Here is a 17,158-nt window from a genome sequence, read left to right on the forward strand (position 1 = left end):
ACTTGGGTTACTTAGGCGCCGAGACGAACTCGACGTGGCGCTCGGTGGGCAGGTGTCCGGTCACAGACACGGTCGGGCCGTGGCTCAGAATGGCGGGGTCGGGCAGCTCTGACGACCGCACCTCCCAGGGATCCGTCCGGTCCATCACGGCGAAGTCGGGCGGAAATGCAGCCGCCGATTCGATGAGGCCGCGGTAGAAGTCCAGCCACCTGCCGTGGTTGAACGCGACTGCCGCGGTGAGGCGTCCACGGAAACCGTAGGCGGCGACGAATCGGCGTTCCTCGACCGACCCCTGGGTGACGACCACCTGATCGGAATAGGTGGGGATACCGACCGATTTGATGTTGACCTCGAACTGACTGGACCAGAACGCCGGAATGTCGAGATGAGGGCGGCGGTGCAACCCCTCGTGGATCATGTTGTGGGCAGCCACTTCCGCTTGCCCGATGGCGTTGCCCCAATGCTCTAGCGCGATCAGTTGGTAGTCGTAGAGCGGATGTGGTTGCCGGGCAATGTCACCGGCCACGAAAACGTTGTCGGTGACGAGACCGTTGAGGTCGAACGCGCGGCAGCCGGCGTCGCAGGCCACTCCCCGTGGTCCCGCGGCGAGACCGGACCCGGCCAGCCATTCGGTGTTCCGGATGCTGCCCTGAGCGACGACGGCCACATCGACGTCGAGGGCTGTTCCGTCCGACAGGTGTGCCCGGCGCAGTCGGCCCTGCCCGTCACCTTCCAATCGCGCAACGGTGATGCCGCATCGTAGGTCGACACCGTGGTCGCGCTGCATGTCAGCCGCGACCGCCGCGAGGACTCCGCCGAGGGCGCCCACCAGCGGTGCCGGTCCACGTTCGGTGACCGTGACCGACAACCCGCGCTCGCGGCACACCGATGCGATCTCCGAACCGGTGAATCCGGCGCCGATGACCAGCACATGACCGGGACCTGCCGACAGCCGTTCGTCGAGGCGCCGCGAGTCGTCCAGAGTGCGAACCGTAAAAACACCGTCGAGGTCACTTTCCTCCGGCTTCGGCCACGGGCGTGCCCGCACACCGGTCGTGAGCAGAACCTTGTCGAAGGGGACGCTGTCGCCGTCGCCGAGCACAACCCGGTTGTCCTCGAGGTCCAGCGCGGTTGCCGGGACACCGAGTCTCCACTTGGCGTCGAGGTCGGTTCGGGCGGGCAGCGTCGCGTGTTCAGGCGGCATGATCCCGAGCAACACCGCTTTCGACAGTGGCGGCCGATCGTACGGTTCGTAGGGTTCGTCACCGACAATGGTCAGTGGGCCGTCGAACCCCAGTCGTCGTAACTCGTCCGCTGCGCGCAAGCCGGCGAGCGATGCACCGACGATAACGACCCGCATGTCACTGCTCATGCGACTGCGGCCGAATGTCGGTGGTGATGGCCTGCACCGGGCAGGCGGCCGCGGCCTGCGAGACCCGCTCGCGTTCGCCGTCGTCCGGTCCGGCGTCGTAGAGAAGGGACTCCTCACCGTGCAGCGTGAAGACACGCGGTGCGAGAAATACGCACTGTGCATATCCCTGACACCGATTGAGATCGACGACGAGTTTCACGTCCATCACCCGATCCTGAACAGTTCTGTTGCCGAGGTGTCCACAAGGACAGCGCGGCGCGCGGCCGCCCGTTCGAAACCGGCGAAAAATCCGCCGGTTGTCAGTATCCCGGAGCGGACGGTCTGTACGGTTCGGATCCGCTGTTCTGGAGTTGTTCAGAACTGCCGTGCCCATCCCGCACGCGTGCGGGGAATACCGCCGAGTAGAACCCCGCGGTAAGAACGGCGGTTACAAGTAGTTTCAGAGCGGACGGATGTCACTGTCCGGAAACAACTTTGGCCGTTGCGGGGAAATAGGCGACGAATCAGCACCGATCGTGATGTGATGTGCCCACACATGATCGGAAAACGCCGAGCAGCGACAACTCAGGGGCGAAAGATTGACGATTGAAGCTCACCGCGACACCCGCGAAACGCGCCACCTTTCCGCGTTGGATGCAGCGATAGACATCCTGACCGACGCGCGAGGGGACTCTTACAGCCCGGACCAAGCATTCGACGAACTGCTCGACACCTCGATGCGACATCAGGTGGATATCGGAGACCTGGCGGAAGCACTCGCCGATCTTGCGGAGGGCGTAGACCCGCCCGACGGTCATCGCCGAGCACGTGAGGTGGCAGGTCGGGCGTGGGCCTCGATCCTCCACTGACCCCGCTCCTGCACTGATTTCGATCAAGCGCTGAACGGGGCTACGGCACGCGCGTCAGCCCGAGCACTCGATGCAGGTGCGGACGGCGGGAAGTGCGTCGAGCCGGACGTCGGCGATGGGCCTCCCGCACCGGATGCACGTGCCGTAGGTTCCGGCATCGAGTCGCGCCAGCGCGGCCGTCAGCTCCTCCACGTCCCGGCGTGCATCGGTGAGCAGGGCCGATACCTGGGCCCGTTCGAACGCGATGGTCGAGCCTTCCGGATCGTGCTCGTCGTCGTCCGTGGTGAATTCCGATCCCTCGACGATGGCGGTGAAGCGCCTGCTCAGGGACGCGAGCCGGCGCTCCGCATCGGCCTGTTCGGCCAAGATCCGGGCGCGGTAGTCGGGAGCAGACGAGTCGAGCGTCACACGTCGTCCTCCGATGGTCGATGGAAGTGCTGGTGTCGACGGTATAACCCCTTCTACGGTGAGTCGGTGAAGAGACCCCTCATACGTATGTCACGGGCGGCCGCGTGTGTGACCGTAGCCTCCCTGACGATGGTCGGCACGTGCCTCGCCGCCCCTTCCGCGTTCGCAGACGATGCTGCCGGGGCACCCGGTGATGTCGTGGAAGTGGCTCCGCTCCCAGACGCTCTGTGGATTCCCGGTGCCGCCGACGCGCAGCGCATCACCTACTGGTCGATCGGCCCGGACGGCGATCCTGCACTCAGTACCGGTGCGATGTACGTGCCCCCCGGCGAGGCGCCCGACGGTGGCTGGCCAGTGGTCGCGTGGGCGCACGGCACTTCGGGTCTGGCCGATCACTGCGCTCCCTCTCTCGTCGGGCCGGGCCTGCCCGAGCGGGATTATCCGTACCTCGGGCGCTGGCTCGAGCAGGGATATGCCATCGTCTCCACCGACTATGTCGGGCTGGGCACGCCGGGAGTGATGCCCTATCTCGACGGCAAGGTAGAGGCGCACAGCGTCGTGGACTCCGTGAAGGCTGCGCGTGCCGTCGACGAATCGCTGTCCAACAAGTGGGTGGTGGTCGGCCAGTCTCAGGGCGGCGGCGCCGCTGTCATCACCGGGCGCTATGCGACGGAGTACGGCGGGAAGTCGCTCGACTACCGCGGCGCCGTCGGTACCGGCGTTCCCGCGAACATCGAGTTGGCATTGCTGCCGCTCGGTCCAGGAGTTCCCCCGACCGCCATTTCGGCAGGACTCACGTCGTATCTGTTCTACATCCTGGCCGGCCTGCGCTCTGCTCATCCCGAGATCGGCCTCGACGCCTACCTCACCCCGCTCGGTGCGCAGTATGTCGACGCCGCCGAGCAGTTGTGCGTCCACGAGATGCACGAGGCCGCCGAGGGGGTGATCGTCGGTGATCTCTTCAGCAAGCCACTGAACGAGATCCCGAACTTCTACCCGTTGTTGGTGGACTACATGGGTGTGCCCACCAGTGGTTACGACCGCCCGCTGTTCATCGGGCAAGGTCTCACGGACATCGACGTACCTGCTCCTTCGGCGGTCTCCCTGGTGGCGGCACTCACCGCGAACGGTGAGCCGGTGACGTTCAAGACCTATCCCACCGATCACAGCGGCACGTTGATCGAGTCGCAGGCGGACACCATCCCGTTCGTGAGGGAACTCTTCGCCGGGTAGCGGCACGTGTGCAGATCTCGGACACTTGCGGATCCGGCCGCACGGCACTATGGCGTGGGTCACAGACTGTCGGTACGTTCAGGAGGGGTCGCGTGTCGTGTGCACGGCCCGCACAGGCCAAGGAGGCGAGGGTGGGATTCGGCGGCTCGACGGGGTCCGCGGCAATGCGGCCCGAGATCGCATTGTCGTGGAAACGGTCGGCGCTCAGCGGCCTCGAACCGAGTTCGACACCGGACGCCGATCCCTGCAGCGACCTCGACGGATCCAGCCGGTTACTGCAGGCAGCGCGGCCCATCCTCACCGAAATGGAAGCCCAGATCCAGGGCACCGGCTTCTGCGTTCTCCTCGCTGACCGCGACTGCCGCATAGTGGCCAGACTCTTCGACGGGGCCAGGGTCGAGCGGATGATCGATGCCGCCGGAGCTGTGCTGGGCACACGATTCGGTGAGGACTGTGTCGGAACGACGGCGCTGGGCACGCCGCTCGAGATACGCCGCGGCGTCGTGATTCACCGCGACGAGCACTACCTCGAACGGTTCAAGGACTTCAGTTGCTACGGCCACCCCATCGTCCATCCAGCGACTCGCCGGGTGGAAGGCATCCTCGACATGACGGGGATCGCAGCCCGGGCGAACCCGCTCTTCGCCCCGTTCCTCGCGCGCGCGGCGAGGGACATCGAACGACGCCTGCTCGAGGGGTCTCGGGTGTCGCAACAGCGCCTGGTCGACGCGTTCCAGCGCATCTCGCCCCAGAATCAGCTCGCGGTCACCGCGATCGGCGAGGACATCCATCTCAGTAATCGGGTCGCACTGGACCTTCTCCAGGTGGCCGACCATGCGACGCTCCGCAGCATGGTCGCCGATCTGCGCCCCGATCAGTCGAAGACGGCTCGTATTCGACTGTCCTCCGGGGAAGCTGCACTGGTGCAGGCCGACTACGTCGCGGGCACGGAGGGCGGGGCGGTGTTCGTCGTTCGCCCGGAACATCGGACCACCACGCCGATTCGCCGCGGGAGGTTGGCGTCCAGTTCGGTGCTGCAGCGCAGCAGGTCGGAACTCGCGCGGCTGCGGGACACCAGGGAACCGGTGGTCATCAGCGGTGAGCCGGGCACCGGCAGAACCACCGCGATTCGCGACCTCGCCGGTGACAAGTCGCTCGTATGTATGGACGCTGCCGGCATCGCGCTCGACGGCACCCAGCGATGGCTCGACAGGCTCGTCACGCTGGCATCCGGTTCGGTGGACGTTCTCGGGATCGAAGAGGTGCAGCTGCTTCCCGAGTCGATGCAACCGCTCCTCGCGAAGATGCTCGAATCGGAAGCAGGCCCGCGCATCGTCCTGACGAGTACACCTCTCGACAGTGTCCCACCGAGCGTTGCCGGGTTGGTCGGTCGGTGTTCCGGACAGGTGGTGCTCCCGCCGTTGCGGCAACGCAGTCGCGAGTTCGCGGACATCGCGCAGGCGATCCTCGACTCGCTGGAACCCGGATTGCGCCTTACGGCGAGCACGATCGAAGCCCTCGTGGCCCGCGAGTGGCCGGGGAATCTCGCCGAGCTGTCCGTCGTCCTACGAACTGCGGTGCGGCGACGCACCAGCGCGAACATCACTGTCTCCGATCTGCCGGAGTCGTATCGGACGCCGCCGCGAGTGACCCGTCTCGCTGGACGTGAGCGCGCGGAGCGGCAGGCGATCATCGATGCGCTGCAGGAATGCGGAGGCAACAAAGTGCATGCCGCGAACGCGCTCGGTATCAGCCGCAGCACGCTGTACACCCGTATGCGCGCGCTGGATATCACTGGCTGACAGCGCTTCGCGTATACCGTCGTCGAACGGCGAAGGTGTCCGGAGTCAGGACAGTTAGTGACATTGCCATCCGTGCACTATGGGCTACGTCACATTCACGACTTCGGAGGTTTTGATGACAGCGACGATCGAGCCGAGCCAGGCAGAACTCTTGCCGGCAGTACGGAACTTCCTGTCCGGTACCAAAAAATTCTTGGTCGGCGGGCAGTGGGTGGAATCCGCGAACGGTGAGACTTTCGAGACCATCGACCCGGCGGACGGTCAGGTCCTGACCACGGTGGCCCGCGGCGGAGCCGAGGACATCGATCGCGCAGTTCGCGCCGCCCGTAAGGCATTCGACGAAGGTCCCTGGTCGACCATGAAGCCGAACGAGCGGGAACGTCTCATCTGGCGGGTCGGTGACATCCTCTCCGAACGCGCCGACGAGTTCGGCCAACTCGAGTCGCTCGACAACGGTAAGTCGGCGGGCATCGCTTCCGCCGTCGACGTCGCCTGGTCCGCGGACATCTTCCGGTACTTTGCCGGCTGGGCCACCAAGATCGAGGGCAGCACGGTCAACGTGAGCATGCCTTTCGTCCCGGGTGGGCAGTTCCACGCCTACACCTTGCGTGAGCCCGTCGGTGTCTGCGGCCTCATCGTGCCCTGGAACTTCCCGCTGCTGATGGCCGCGTTCAAGCTGGCGCCCGCACTGGCGGCCGGCAATACGGTAATCCTCAAACCCGCCGAGCAGACACCACTGACCGCCCTGCTGCTCGGTGAAGTGTTCGAGGAGGCAGGCTTCCCACCCGGTGTGGTCAACATCGTCACCGGGTACGGCGACGCCGGCGCGGCATTATCCGCCCACGACGACGTCGACAAAATCGCGTTCACCGGTTCCACGGAGGTGGGCAAGAAGATCGTCGACGCCGCCAAGGGCAACCTCAAGAAGGTGTCCCTCGAACTCGGGGGCAAGAGCGCCAACGTCGTGTTCGCCGACGCCGACTTCGACGCCGCCGTGACCGGTTCACTCAACGCCTGGCTGTTCAACCACGGCCAGTGCTGCGTCGCAGGGACCCGGATGTTCGTCGAAGACAGCATCTTCGATGACTTCACCGCTGCGGTGGCCGAGGCGGCGTCGCAGGTCAAGATCGGCCCCGGTCTCGATCCCACCACTCAGCTCGGACCGCTGGTGTCGCAGGAACAGTTCGACAAGGTGACCGGTTACCTAGCCGCGGGACTCGCCGACGGCGCCCGCGCCCTCACCGGTGGAAAGCGCTGGGGCGAGAGCGGATTCTACGTCGAACCGACCGTATTCGTCGACGTGAAACCCGAATTCAGCATCGTCGAGGAAGAGATCTTCGGCCCGGTCGTGGCAGCTTTGCCGTTCAACGCGCAGGAAGGCGTGGCCAAGGCCGCAAACAGCAGCATCTATGGTCTCGCCGCCGGCATCTGGACCAAGGACCTGTCCAAGGCGCACCTCACGGCCCGTCAGTTGAAGGCCGGTTCGGTATGGATCAACCAGTACAACGGTTTCGACACGGCAATGCCGTTCGGCGGGTACAAGCAGTCGGGCTGGGGTCGTGAGCTCGGTGCCACCGCCATCGACCTCTACACCCAGACCAAAGCCGTCAACATCGCACTCTGATCGTCACTCGTCGAGGAGAAGACATGAAGACAAAAGCAGCCGTCCTACTCGGACCGGGCAAGCCCTTCGAGATCATGGAACTCGAGCTGGATGGTCCGGGGCCGGGCGAGGTTCTCATCAAGTACACCGCCGCCGGTCTGTGCCATTCGGACCTGCACCTGACCGACGGTGACCTGCCGCCGCGCTACCCGATCGTCGGTGGGCACGAAGGCTCCGGAATCATCGAAGAAGTCGGGCCCGGGGTCACGAAGGTCAAGCCCGGCGACCACGTCGTCTGCAGCTTCATCCCGAACTGCGGAACGTGTCGCTACTGCGCCACCGGGCGTCAGAGCCTCTGCGACATGGGCGCGACCATCCTCGAAGGATCGATGCCGGACGGATCGTTCCGATTCCATTCCGGCAAAGAGGATTTCGGTGCCATGTGCATGCTCGGAACCTTCGCGGAGCGCGCCACCATCTCGCAGCACTCGGTGGTGAAGATCGACGAGTGGCTGCCGCTCGAGACCGCGGTGCTCGTGGGCTGCGGCGTCCCGTCGGGCTGGGGAACTGCGGTGTACGCGGGCGGCGTCCGGGCCGGCGATACCGTCGTCATCTACGGCATCGGCGGCCTCGGCATCAACGCCGTGCAGGGAGCAGTCAGTGCGGGAGCCAAATACGTCGTGGTCGTCGACCCGGTGCCCTTCAAGCGTGAGACGGCGCTGAAGTTCGGCGCTACACACGCATTCGCCGATGCCGCGGAGGCCGCCGCCACGGTGAACGAGTTGACGTGGGGGCAGGGCGCGGATCAGGCACTGATTCTCGTCGGAACCGTCGATGAAGAGGTGGTGCAGAACGCGACCGCCGTCATCGGCAAGGGCGGAACCGTCGTCATCACCGGGCTCGCGGATCCCACCAAGTTGACGGTGCACGTGTCCGGCACCGACCTGACGCTCAACCAGAAAACGATCAAGGGAACCCTCTTCGGCTCCGCGAACCCGCAGTACGACATCGTCCGGCTGCTGCGCCTCTACGACGCCGGACAGCTGAAGCTCGACGAGCTGATCACCACCAAGTACACCCTCGAGCAGGTCAACGAGGGGTATCAGGACCTGCGGGCCGGCAAGAACATCCGTGGCGTGATCGTGCACCAGTAGGCGCCTCCGGCGCTCGTGCGCGGTTGACGAGTCCAGAGACTCCTCAACCGCGCACGGGCGCGGAGCGCCACACGTCGGCGAGGAGGTCGTACGACTTCAGCCAGGACTCGGTGTCCTCGGCCAGCGAGGCGACGATCAGCTCGTCGGCCTGGGCGTGCTCGGCGAACTCGTCGAGGTACGCCTTGACCTCGGTCGGCGTTCCGACGGCGGAGTAGCGCACCATCTGGGTGATCTGCTGACCTGCGGGTGAGGTCATGATCAGGTCGACTTCCTCGGGCGTGAACTTCTGCCCGCGCCCGACCATCTGCACCACACGACGGCGGAGTGAGGATTCGAACTGCCGATGCGCCTCCTCGCTGGTGTCTGCAGCGATGGCGTTGACACCGGCGATCACATACGGCTCCGCCAGCTGTTCGGACGGCTCGAAGCGCTCCCGGTACAGCGTCACGGCGTCGACCAGGGAGTCGGGGGAGAAGTGGGACGCGTTGGCGTAGGGGAGTCCGAGCTTCGCGGCGAGCTGAGCACCGAACAGCGAGGAACCGAGAATGTAGAGGGGGACGTTGGTGCCCTTGCCCGGTATCGCGTCGACCCCGGGAACCCGGGACTTGCCTGCCAGGTAGGCCTGGAGCTCGAGAACGTCCTGCGGGAATCGGTCGGCCGACGCCGGGTCGCGGCGCAGCGCGTACATCGTCTTCTGGTCGCTGCCGGGTGCGCGCCCGAGTCCGAGATCGATGCGACCGGGATGCAGGGTCTCGAGAGTGCCGAACTGTTCGGCGATGGTCAGCGGGGCGTGGTTGGGCAGCATGATGCCGCCCGCACCCAAACGAATGCTGCTGGTGTGTGCGGCGACGTGGGCGATGAGCACGCTCGTCGCGGACGACCCGATCGATGCCATGTTGTGGTGTTCGGCGTACCAGATGCGGCGGTAGCCGCGCGTCTCCGCGAGCTGCGCCAGCGCCACGCTCGCCTCGAAGCTGTTCCGCGCCGAGTCGCCCTCGCGGATATGGGCCAGATCCAGAATCGACAGCGCAGCACTCACGGACTTCGTCACCTTTCGTCACCGAACAGGCGCGAGACGTTAGCCTCGCGCACTACCTCCGAAGTCCAACCGCGGAGGCAGTGCGCGTATTCCTGGGTCAGCCGCCGACCAGAGGGCGGAGCGTGCGGCCGGTCAGCTCCACGATGCCGGGCTCGTGCCCGTTCACCACGAGGTTGAGGACGATGCCATCGATGCCCTTGTCGAGAACACGGGTCTGGATCTGCTCGGCCACCTCGTCCGGTGATCCGCAGAACTGTCGTTGGGTGGCCGCGGCTCGCTCCTCGTCGGAGGCGGTGGAGAGGTCGACGCCCTGAGTGAGCAGGAATTCCTGCTGGAGCTGTCGGGCGCGGTCACCGCTCTCGTCGATGATGACGAAAGCCAGGTAGCTGGTCTCGAGGGTGGAACGGTCTCGCCCGACCTCCTCGCACCGTGCGTCCAGGGCCTGGAGCTTGCGCGGGATCTCCGCCGCGTTGCAGATGATGTTCAGGTGGTGTGCGAACTGCGCGGCCAGCCGGAACGTTTTCTTCTCGCCGGAACCGCCGAGGAGGATCGGCAGGTCGTTGCGGATCCGGGGTTCGTTGATGGCATCTTCGACGTGGTACCACTTGCCGTCGAAAGTGGGACGCTCCCCCTGCAGCATCGGCGCAATGATCTGTAGTGCCTCGTCGAGGCGTTCGAAGCGGTCGGTGAACGTTCCGAATTCGTAGCCGAACTGGCGGTGTTCGAGTTCGAACCAGCCGGCCCCGATACCGAGGACGGCGCGGCCGCCGCTGACGACGTCCAGCGTGGACACCGTCTTCGCGAGCATGGGTGGGTTGCGGTAGGTGTTGCCGGTCACGAGGGCGGACAACTGGATGGTCTCGGTGGCCGTGGCGAGCGCGCCGAGAGCGGTGTAGGCCTCGAGCATCGGCTCGTCGGGCTTGCCTATCCCGGGCAACTGGTAGAAGTGATCCATCACGAACGCGGTGTCGAAGCCGGCTGACTCGGCCTCGCGCGCCTGCGCGAGGACCGTCGGGAAGAGATCCGCGACGGAGTCGGAGTAACTGAAGTTCGGCATTTGGTAACCAAGGCGAATAGTCACGCGCTCGACGCTACCCGGATCGCGGCGAAGGCACCCCTTTTATCTCGAGGGGGTACTTGTGCACCCTGGGGTGGCTGGTGAGGGATGCGGTGGGCGCGCACACTTGTGGCGATGAACACCGCCCTGCCCTTGACCGCCGCGCAGCGGTCCATCTGGTTCGCGCAGCAGCTCACGCCGGAGATTCCGTACGTCATCGCCCACTACGCCGAGCTGCACGGGCCTGTCGACCTCGCAGTCCTCGGTGACTGCACCCGTCGCGCGCATCTCGAATTCGGTTGGGGAGCAATCCGTCTCCTGGATGTCGACGGGCAGCCACATCAGGTGGTCGACCCGACTGTGGTCGATCGGGTGCCCACTACCGACTTGCGTGACGAGAACGACCCCGTCGAAGCGGCCCACCGGTGGATGCACCACGACCGAAGCGCGCGCACGGACATGTACGACGGGTCACTCCTCGTGTCACACATTATGCAGCTGGGAGACGAGCACTACTACTGGTACTCGCGAGCGCACCACATAGCGTCGGACGGGTACGCCGCGATGATGCTGATGAGCCGCACCGCCGAGCTGTACGTCGCCGCTGTCGAGGGCAGGGAACCGCCGGACTGCCGCGCCGTGGGACCGGAACGCGTCATCCAGGAGGACGCCGCCTACCGCACCTCCACCCGGTTCGTCCGGGACCGCGACTACTGGCGGGAGCAGGGCAGCGATCTCCCTTCGGTCGTCGGATTGAGCGGACGCGCCGCGCGTTCCGACACGACCGCCCGGACTGCAACCGGACACGCAGCTCGAAGCGCGAGTTCGCGCAATTCCACGGCAGTGGCGGTCGCCGCCTTCGCCTCGTACCTCGCCAGGATGACCGGCAGCGACGACGTGGTGCTCTCCTTGCCGGTATCGGCGAGAACGACGGCCCGTCTGCGGACTTCAGGAGGATGCGTCTCCAACGTCATTCCGTTGCGACTCGGGGGTATCGGCTCGGGCACGGTTCGGAACGCGGTGGCAACGACCGAGGCTGCAGTGACGGCCGCCCTGCGCCACCAGCGCTACCGTCGCGAGGACATCGGCCGCGACCTCGCCTCGGGCGGGGTCGAACTCATGCATTTCGGCCCGGTGATCAACCTCATGATGTTCAAGGAGATCACGCTGGGCGCCGTGCAGGCAACGGTTCGGGTCCTCACCACCGGTCCCGTCGCAGACCTCGCCGTCAACATCTATCCAGGATCGTCAGACCGTGCCGCCCGGATCGACTTCGAGGGGAACTCGTCCCTGTACGGTCAGGCGGAACTGGCCGGGCACCACAACCGATTCCTCGCCTTCCTCGACCGATTCACCGCCTCGATCGAGTCGGAGTGCCTGATCTCCGATCTCGACATCTTCCTTGCCGGTGAACGTGAGAACTTCGCCCCCGCGCACGGGCTTCCGGATATCGTCCCGACTACTCTGGACCGTCTCCTCGCGGGGTGCGTCGCCGATGATTTCGAGGCTGTCGCGATACGCGACCAGGGGCGTGAGCTGTCCTACGGTGACCTGGACCGCGTCGCCAACCGGCTCGCCCAGGAGCTGATCTTCAGGGGTATCGGTCCCGAGAGCTTCGTCGCAGTCTCCGTCCCCCGGTCCCTCGAATCGGTGCTGGCGTTGTGGGCGGTCGCGAAGGCCGGCGCGGCTTATGTCCCGATCGACCCGGCACACCCGAGCGCCCGCGTCGCCTATTGCCTGGCCGACTGCGGCGCGACGGTCGGGTTGACCGTTCGTTCGGAGCTCGATCGTCTACCCGACACGGTTGATTGGCAGACTATCGATATCGACGAACAGCCTTGCTCAAAAACGACTTCCGCGACGACGGACGACGTGGAACGAGTGAGTCCCCTGCGTCTGGATCACCCCGCCTATCTGATCTACACGTCCGGGTCGACCGGGGCGCCGAAGGGCGTCGTCGTCACTCATCGTGGTCTCGCCAACCTGGCGCAGGAGATTCGGGACAAGTATGCGGTGTCCACGCGTTCTCGTGTTCTGCATTTCGCCTCACCGAGTTTCGACACCGCGCTCGTCGAAGTGCTCGCGGCGTGTATCGGAGGCGCAACGCTCGTCGTGACCCCTCCCGGGCACTTCGGCGGCGACGAGCTGTCGCGACTGCTGCGCGAGGAACACGTCACCCACCTGTTGACGACGCCCTCCGCCCTGGCGGCGATCGACTCCGCCGCGAAAAACGAGCTGGAGTTGGTGCTGGTCGGAGGAGAAGTGCTGTCTCCGGAGTTGGTGCGGCGCTGGGCTGGTGGCCGAGAGATGCGCAACGCGTACGGTCCGACGGAGACGACGTGCAGCGTCACTCTGACCGAGCCGATGTCGCCGGACGGAAGAGTGACGATCGGCGGTCTCATGCGCGGTGTGGACGCGGTGGTTCTCGATCATCGTCTGCGTCCGCTGCCGCCGGGCGCGGCCGGTGAGCTCTACCTCACCACGGCAGGCCTCGCCCGGGGATACCATCGGCGTTGCGGCCTGACCGCCGCACGGTTCGTCGCCAATCCGTTCGGCGACAGCGGATCCTGCATGTTTCGCACCGGCGATATGGTGCGGTGGACGGTATCGGGGACTCTCGAGTTTCTCGACAGGGCCGACGACCAGATCAAGATCCGTGGGTTCCGGGTCGAGCTCGGCGAGATCAACGCCACGTTGAACACTTATCCGGGCGTCACCTATGCCACGACGATGGTGCACAGGAATTCGGTTGGTGATCCGAACCTCGTGTCCTATGTCATGGTCGAGGGAAACGCGCCGATCGATCGGGAAGCGTTGAAAGCGCACGCGGCGCGATTCCTGCCGGACTACATGATTCCGAAATCGTTCATGCTCGTGCATTCGATTCCGTTGACACCGACGGGAAAGCTCGACCGGTCGGCTCTACCCGTTCCGGAGTTCGGCTCGGATTCGGTGCCTCATCGCGACCCGGAGACACTCGCCGAGCACCGCGTCGCCCGGGTCTTCTCCCGAGTGCTCGGGGTGGATTCGGTGGGCGCCGACGATTCCTTCTTCGACCTGAGCGGCGACTCGTTGTCGGCCATCCGGGTGGTCGGGACGCTCAACGCCGAGCTGGGCACAACGCTGGGTGTGCGAGAACTGTTCGATGCACCGACGGTCGCAGCACTCGCACTGTCGATTACGGACGCTTGTGAACACCCGTCGCGAACTCAGGTGCGGGGGGCACCGAGATTGGGCGCCGCAGGATTCCAGGGCGGCCAGGGGATGCCCGAGCTCGTACCGCTGTCTCCCTCGCAACAATTCATCGACCGCACGCTCGTGGATCCCGCTCTCCACAACATCCCCTTCACGGTACGAGTGCGTGGGCCGTTCGATGCCGAAGCGTTGCAGTCGGCGATGGCAGACGTCCTCCACCGGCATCGCTCGCTGAGAACCGTGTATCCGGACTCCCCGGCGGGTCCGTACCAGCGCGTGCTCGACGTGGTCGACGCCCTGCCCGACCTGTCGCCGGTGCCCGCCGGCGAATCGGATGCGGAGGACCAGACATCGGACCTGCTGACGGCGGGATTCGACGTGCGCCGCGACCCTCCGCTCCGCGCCCGGCTCTTCCGTCTGGGCGACCACGACCACCTCTTGTCCTGCGTCCTCCATCACATCTGCGCGGACGGGTGGTCCCTGGCTCCCTTGGCGCGCGACCTCGCCGACTCCTACCGTTCCCGGGCGATGGGTGGTGAACCCCAGTGGGAGCCACCGGCCGTGGACTATGCGGACTACACCATGTGGCGTCGAACGATGCTCGGCGACGAGAACGACCCCGACAGTGTCGCGTCGAAACAGATCGGCCACTGGACGAAGGAACTGTCGGGCCTTCGCGGAGAACTCGCGCTGCCCACCGACCGACCCCGGCCGCACCGGTGGACCTATCGAGCGGGGCGACTTCCGTTCACCCTCGACGAGCATGCGCATCGGGGCCTGCTCGCGACTGCGCACGAACACCACGCCAGCCTCTTCACTGCGCTCAGGTCGGCCGTGGCGGTACTGCTCGCCCGGCTCAGCGGCGATCCCGACATCGCGATCGGGACCCCGATCGCGGGCCGGGGAGATCCGGTGCTCGACGACGTGGTGGGTATGTTCGTCAACACACTGGTTCTGCGGACCCGGGTCGACCCGAGCATGACACTGTCCGACATCGTCGATCGATCCCGCGACGTGGAGCTACGTGCGCTGGCGAATGCGGATGTGCAATTCGAACGGCTCGTCGAGGTACTCGACCCACCTCGATCGGGGTCGCTGCACCCGCTCTTCCAAGTGGCGCTGTCGCTGAACAACTTCGCTCCGGCGGCCTTCGACGTCTCCGGGCTCGACTTCGAGGTGACTCCGCGGCCACTCGACATCGCCAAGTGCGATCTGCACTTCCACTTCACCGAGCGACACGACGCCGACGGAAGGCCCACCGGGATCGACGCCGAACTCGTGTATTCCGCCGACCTCTACGACGCCTCCACCGCACAGGATTTCGTCGACACGCTGCACACCATCGTCGACCCGATCGGTAGGTGACCTCACGGAATCGCCGTGATAGAGATACCTCATGAGCGGCATCCGGAGAATTGGTCGGGGAGTAGCGCTCGCGGCGGTCGTCCTCGCCCTGGCCGCCTGCTCCGGCCAGGAAGGAACGGCGGTCAGTGAGCCGTCGACAACGACGATAGCCACGGCTTCAGACACGGCAGGCGCCGAGGCGACGACGCCTGCGAGCCTGCCGTACACGGAGACCGAGCTGCGGGTCGACGGTTCCACCGGCCGCGTCACCTACGACGTCGTCATCCCGCAGATCGAGGGCGGAAACTCGGCGGTCACCGCCGAGTTCAACGAATCGATGCGGGCCGCGCTCCAGGACCAGATCGACGGTTCGGGCACCGACGCCTTCACACTGAGCAGCCAGGAGCACCGCGTCGTGCACATCGGCGAGCACGTGATCAGCGGGTTGCTGGTGACGTCGTGGAACGCCGATCCACCCGGTGCGCATCCCACCCCGATCGTCGCGACGGTGGTGGTGAATGCCGATACGGCCGCGCCGATCACGCTCGCCGATCTCTTCCCAGATCTGGATGCCGGTCTACGGAGGTTGTCCGAGCACTGCGCAACCCTGCTGCCGGCCACGGCTGCCGGCCCCGAGTTCGACCGCGCCGGCATCGAGCCCGTCGTAAGGAACTTCGCCAACTGGCTCGCGACCCCCGCCGGGATGGAAATCCACTTCGACGACTATCAGGTGGGGCCGCACGCCGTCGGGCTGGTGACCGTCACCGTCCCCTGGGACGTTCTCGGTGACGTGGTCGACCCGCAGCTTGCCGACGTGGTGTCGAGTTAGTCCGCGCGCCGTCCATCCGTGGTAGAACAGGTATCAGTTTTGGTACCCGGAGGGTGATCATGGATCTGGAAGCTGTCGCCGCAATCAGCAGACTCAAGTACGCCTACCTGCGCGCCCTCGACACCAAGCACTGGGACGAATTCGCCGACACCCTGCTCCCCGACGCGACCGCGAGTTACGGCGAACATCTGACATTCGACTCACGCGACGCGGTGGTCGAGTTCATGAGAACCAGCCTCGGCCCGCAGACCATCACCGAGCATCACTGTGGCCACCCGGAGATCGACGTCGACGGTGACACGGCTACCGGCCGGTGGTACCTCTCCGACCTCGTGCTGATACCCGAACACGACATGGCGTTGCGCGGAGCCGCCTTCTATTCCGACCGCTATGTTCGCGGGCCGGACGGGCGGTGGCGCATCGCGCACACCGGCTATGAGCGGACCTTCGAGGCGGTGATGTCTCTCGCCGACATCCCCAGTTTCCGGTTGACGGCGCATCCCTGATGGGCACGCTGGACGGCAAGGTGGCACTGATCACCGGAGCAGGGCAGGGCGTCGGGGCCGGTATGGCACGCGCACTGGCCAAGGAGGGCGCGCGGATCGCGGTGGTGGGGCGTACGGAGTCGAAACTCGTCGAAACGTGCGCTGCCATCGCCGACTTCGGTGGTGTCGCCGAGCCTTTCGTGTGTGACATCAGCAAGCGGGAGCAACTGGGGCCCATGGTCGCACGTGTGGTCGAGGTGTTCGGCGGCATCGACATCCTGATCAACAACGCCAACGCGAGTGCGCTCGGCCCGTTGCTGGAGGTCACTCCGAAGCTGCTGGACCGGGCCATGGCGGTGGGTCCTGTGGCGACTCTGTTCCTCATGCAGTTGTGCCATCCCCACTTGAAGGCACGCGGCGGCGGCTCGATCGTCAATCTCGTGAGTTCCTCGGCGGTGCGCTGGGACACCAGCGGTTACGGGCTGTACGCGGCCACGAAGGAGGCCATGCGCTCGCTCACCCGCACCGCCGCCAGTGAGTGGGGCGCCGACGAAATCCGGGTCAATGCCATTGCGCCGCATGCCCTCTCTCCCGGTTTGCAGTGGTGGACGGAGAACAATCCGGAGGAGGCGGCCGAGTTCGTCCGGTCGATACCGTTGGGCCGGATCGGGGACTGTGAGCAGGACATCGGACGCGCCGTCGTCTTCCTGGTCGGACCCGACGCCGGCTACCTGACCGGTGCCACCATCCCGCTCGACGGCGGCCAGGCGCGCTGGAGTTGAGCGTCGA

The 17,158-nt window shown here is 65.8% G+C and carries 14 protein-coding genes; 9 read left to right on the forward strand and 5 right to left on the reverse strand.

Annotation, left to right across the window (positions count from 1 at the left end; translation table 11 throughout):
* Positions 1 to 7: 7 nt before the first annotated feature.
* Together HYG77_RS18845 and HYG77_RS18850 are read right to left on the reverse strand one after the other, a co-directional pair.
* Complete coding sequence (locus tag HYG77_RS18845; protein ID WP_208960213.1) at positions 8 to 1,372, reverse strand: FAD/NAD(P)-binding oxidoreductase; 1,365 nt, start codon at positions 1,370 to 1,372, stop codon at positions 8 to 10.
* Positions 1,362 to 1,580, reverse strand: a complete 219-nt coding sequence (locus tag HYG77_RS18850; RefSeq protein ID WP_208960214.1) for a ferredoxin — start codon at positions 1,578 to 1,580, stop codon at positions 1,362 to 1,364. Before HYG77_RS18850 ends, HYG77_RS18845 begins: the two co-directional genes overlap by 11 nt.
* A gap of 370 nt (positions 1,581 to 1,950) precedes the next feature.
* Between HYG77_RS18850 and HYG77_RS18855 the strand changes: the two genes are divergently transcribed.
* On the forward strand, positions 1,951 to 2,220 hold the full coding sequence (locus HYG77_RS18855; protein WP_159923335.1) for an ANTAR domain-containing protein: 270 nt from the start codon (positions 1,951 to 1,953) through the stop codon (positions 2,218 to 2,220).
* 54 nt (positions 2,221 to 2,274) lie between these two features.
* Here the strand turns inward: HYG77_RS18855 and HYG77_RS18860 are convergent, their stop codons facing one another.
* Positions 2,275 to 2,628, reverse strand: a complete 354-nt coding sequence (locus HYG77_RS18860; RefSeq protein WP_208960215.1) for a TraR/DksA C4-type zinc finger protein — start codon at positions 2,626 to 2,628, stop codon at positions 2,275 to 2,277.
* An 87-nt stretch (positions 2,629 to 2,715) separates the two neighbouring features.
* Here HYG77_RS18860 and HYG77_RS18865 point away from each other — a divergent pair, with 87 nt between their 5' ends.
* The 4 genes from HYG77_RS18865 (at position 2,716) to HYG77_RS18880 (ending at position 8,420) form a co-directional block, all read left to right on the forward strand.
* On the forward strand, positions 2,716 to 3,861 hold the full coding sequence (locus HYG77_RS18865) for a lipase family protein (RefSeq protein ID WP_208963442.1): 1,146 nt from the start codon (positions 2,716 to 2,718) through the stop codon (positions 3,859 to 3,861).
* Positions 3,862 to 4,025: 164 nt separating this feature from the next.
* On the forward strand, positions 4,026 to 5,663 hold the full coding sequence (locus HYG77_RS18870; RefSeq protein ID WP_208963443.1) for a helix-turn-helix domain-containing protein: 1,638 nt from the start codon (positions 4,026 to 4,028) through the stop codon (positions 5,661 to 5,663).
* A 115-nt stretch (positions 5,664 to 5,778) separates the two neighbouring features.
* A complete protein-coding gene (locus HYG77_RS18875; protein WP_109335406.1) occupies positions 5,779 to 7,287 on the forward strand; it encodes an aldehyde dehydrogenase family protein in 1,509 nt (502 codons plus the stop codon).
* Positions 7,288 to 7,310: 23 nt separating this feature from the next.
* On the forward strand, positions 7,311 to 8,420 hold the full coding sequence (locus HYG77_RS18880) for an NDMA-dependent alcohol dehydrogenase (protein ID WP_208960216.1): 1,110 nt from the start codon (positions 7,311 to 7,313) through the stop codon (positions 8,418 to 8,420).
* Between the two features lie 43 nt (positions 8,421 to 8,463).
* On the opposite strand, the gene HYG77_RS18885 is transcribed toward HYG77_RS18880, so the two are convergent.
* Both HYG77_RS18885 and HYG77_RS18890 read right to left on the reverse strand, forming a co-directional pair.
* A complete protein-coding gene (locus HYG77_RS18885) occupies positions 8,464 to 9,459 on the reverse strand; it encodes an LLM class flavin-dependent oxidoreductase (RefSeq protein ID WP_109335405.1) in 996 nt (331 codons plus the stop codon).
* A 97-nt stretch (positions 9,460 to 9,556) separates the two neighbouring features.
* Entirely contained in the window at positions 9,557 to 10,540 is a 984-nt protein-coding gene (locus HYG77_RS18890) for an LLM class F420-dependent oxidoreductase (RefSeq protein WP_208960217.1), read from the reverse strand.
* Between the two features lie 111 nt (positions 10,541 to 10,651).
* On the opposite strand from HYG77_RS18890, the gene HYG77_RS18895 reads away from it, so the two are divergent.
* The 4 genes from HYG77_RS18895 to HYG77_RS18910 are packed head-to-tail and all read left to right on the forward strand — an operon-like array spanning position 10,652 to position 17,151.
* Positions 10,652 to 15,076, forward strand: a complete 4,425-nt coding sequence (locus HYG77_RS18895) for an amino acid adenylation domain-containing protein (protein ID WP_244372944.1) — start codon at positions 10,652 to 10,654, stop codon at positions 15,074 to 15,076.
* 31 nt (positions 15,077 to 15,107) lie between these two features.
* Entirely contained in the window at positions 15,108 to 15,884 is a 777-nt protein-coding gene (locus HYG77_RS18900; RefSeq protein WP_208960219.1) for an RsiV family protein, read from the forward strand.
* Between the two features lie 59 nt (positions 15,885 to 15,943).
* Complete coding sequence (locus HYG77_RS18905; protein WP_208960220.1) at positions 15,944 to 16,390, forward strand: nuclear transport factor 2 family protein; 447 nt, start codon at positions 15,944 to 15,946, stop codon at positions 16,388 to 16,390.
* Positions 16,390 to 17,151 (forward strand): SDR family oxidoreductase, encoded by a 762-nt coding sequence (locus HYG77_RS18910; RefSeq protein ID WP_208960221.1) that lies wholly within the window; start codon positions 16,390 to 16,392, stop codon positions 17,149 to 17,151. Before HYG77_RS18905 ends, HYG77_RS18910 begins: the two co-directional genes overlap by 1 nt.
* Positions 17,152 to 17,158 lie beyond the last annotated feature (7 nt).

It is taken from the genome of Rhodococcus sp. ZPP (genome assembly GCF_017656075.1).
Classification (GTDB): domain Bacteria; phylum Actinomycetota; class Actinomycetes; order Mycobacteriales; family Mycobacteriaceae; genus Rhodococcus_F; species Rhodococcus_F oxybenzonivorans.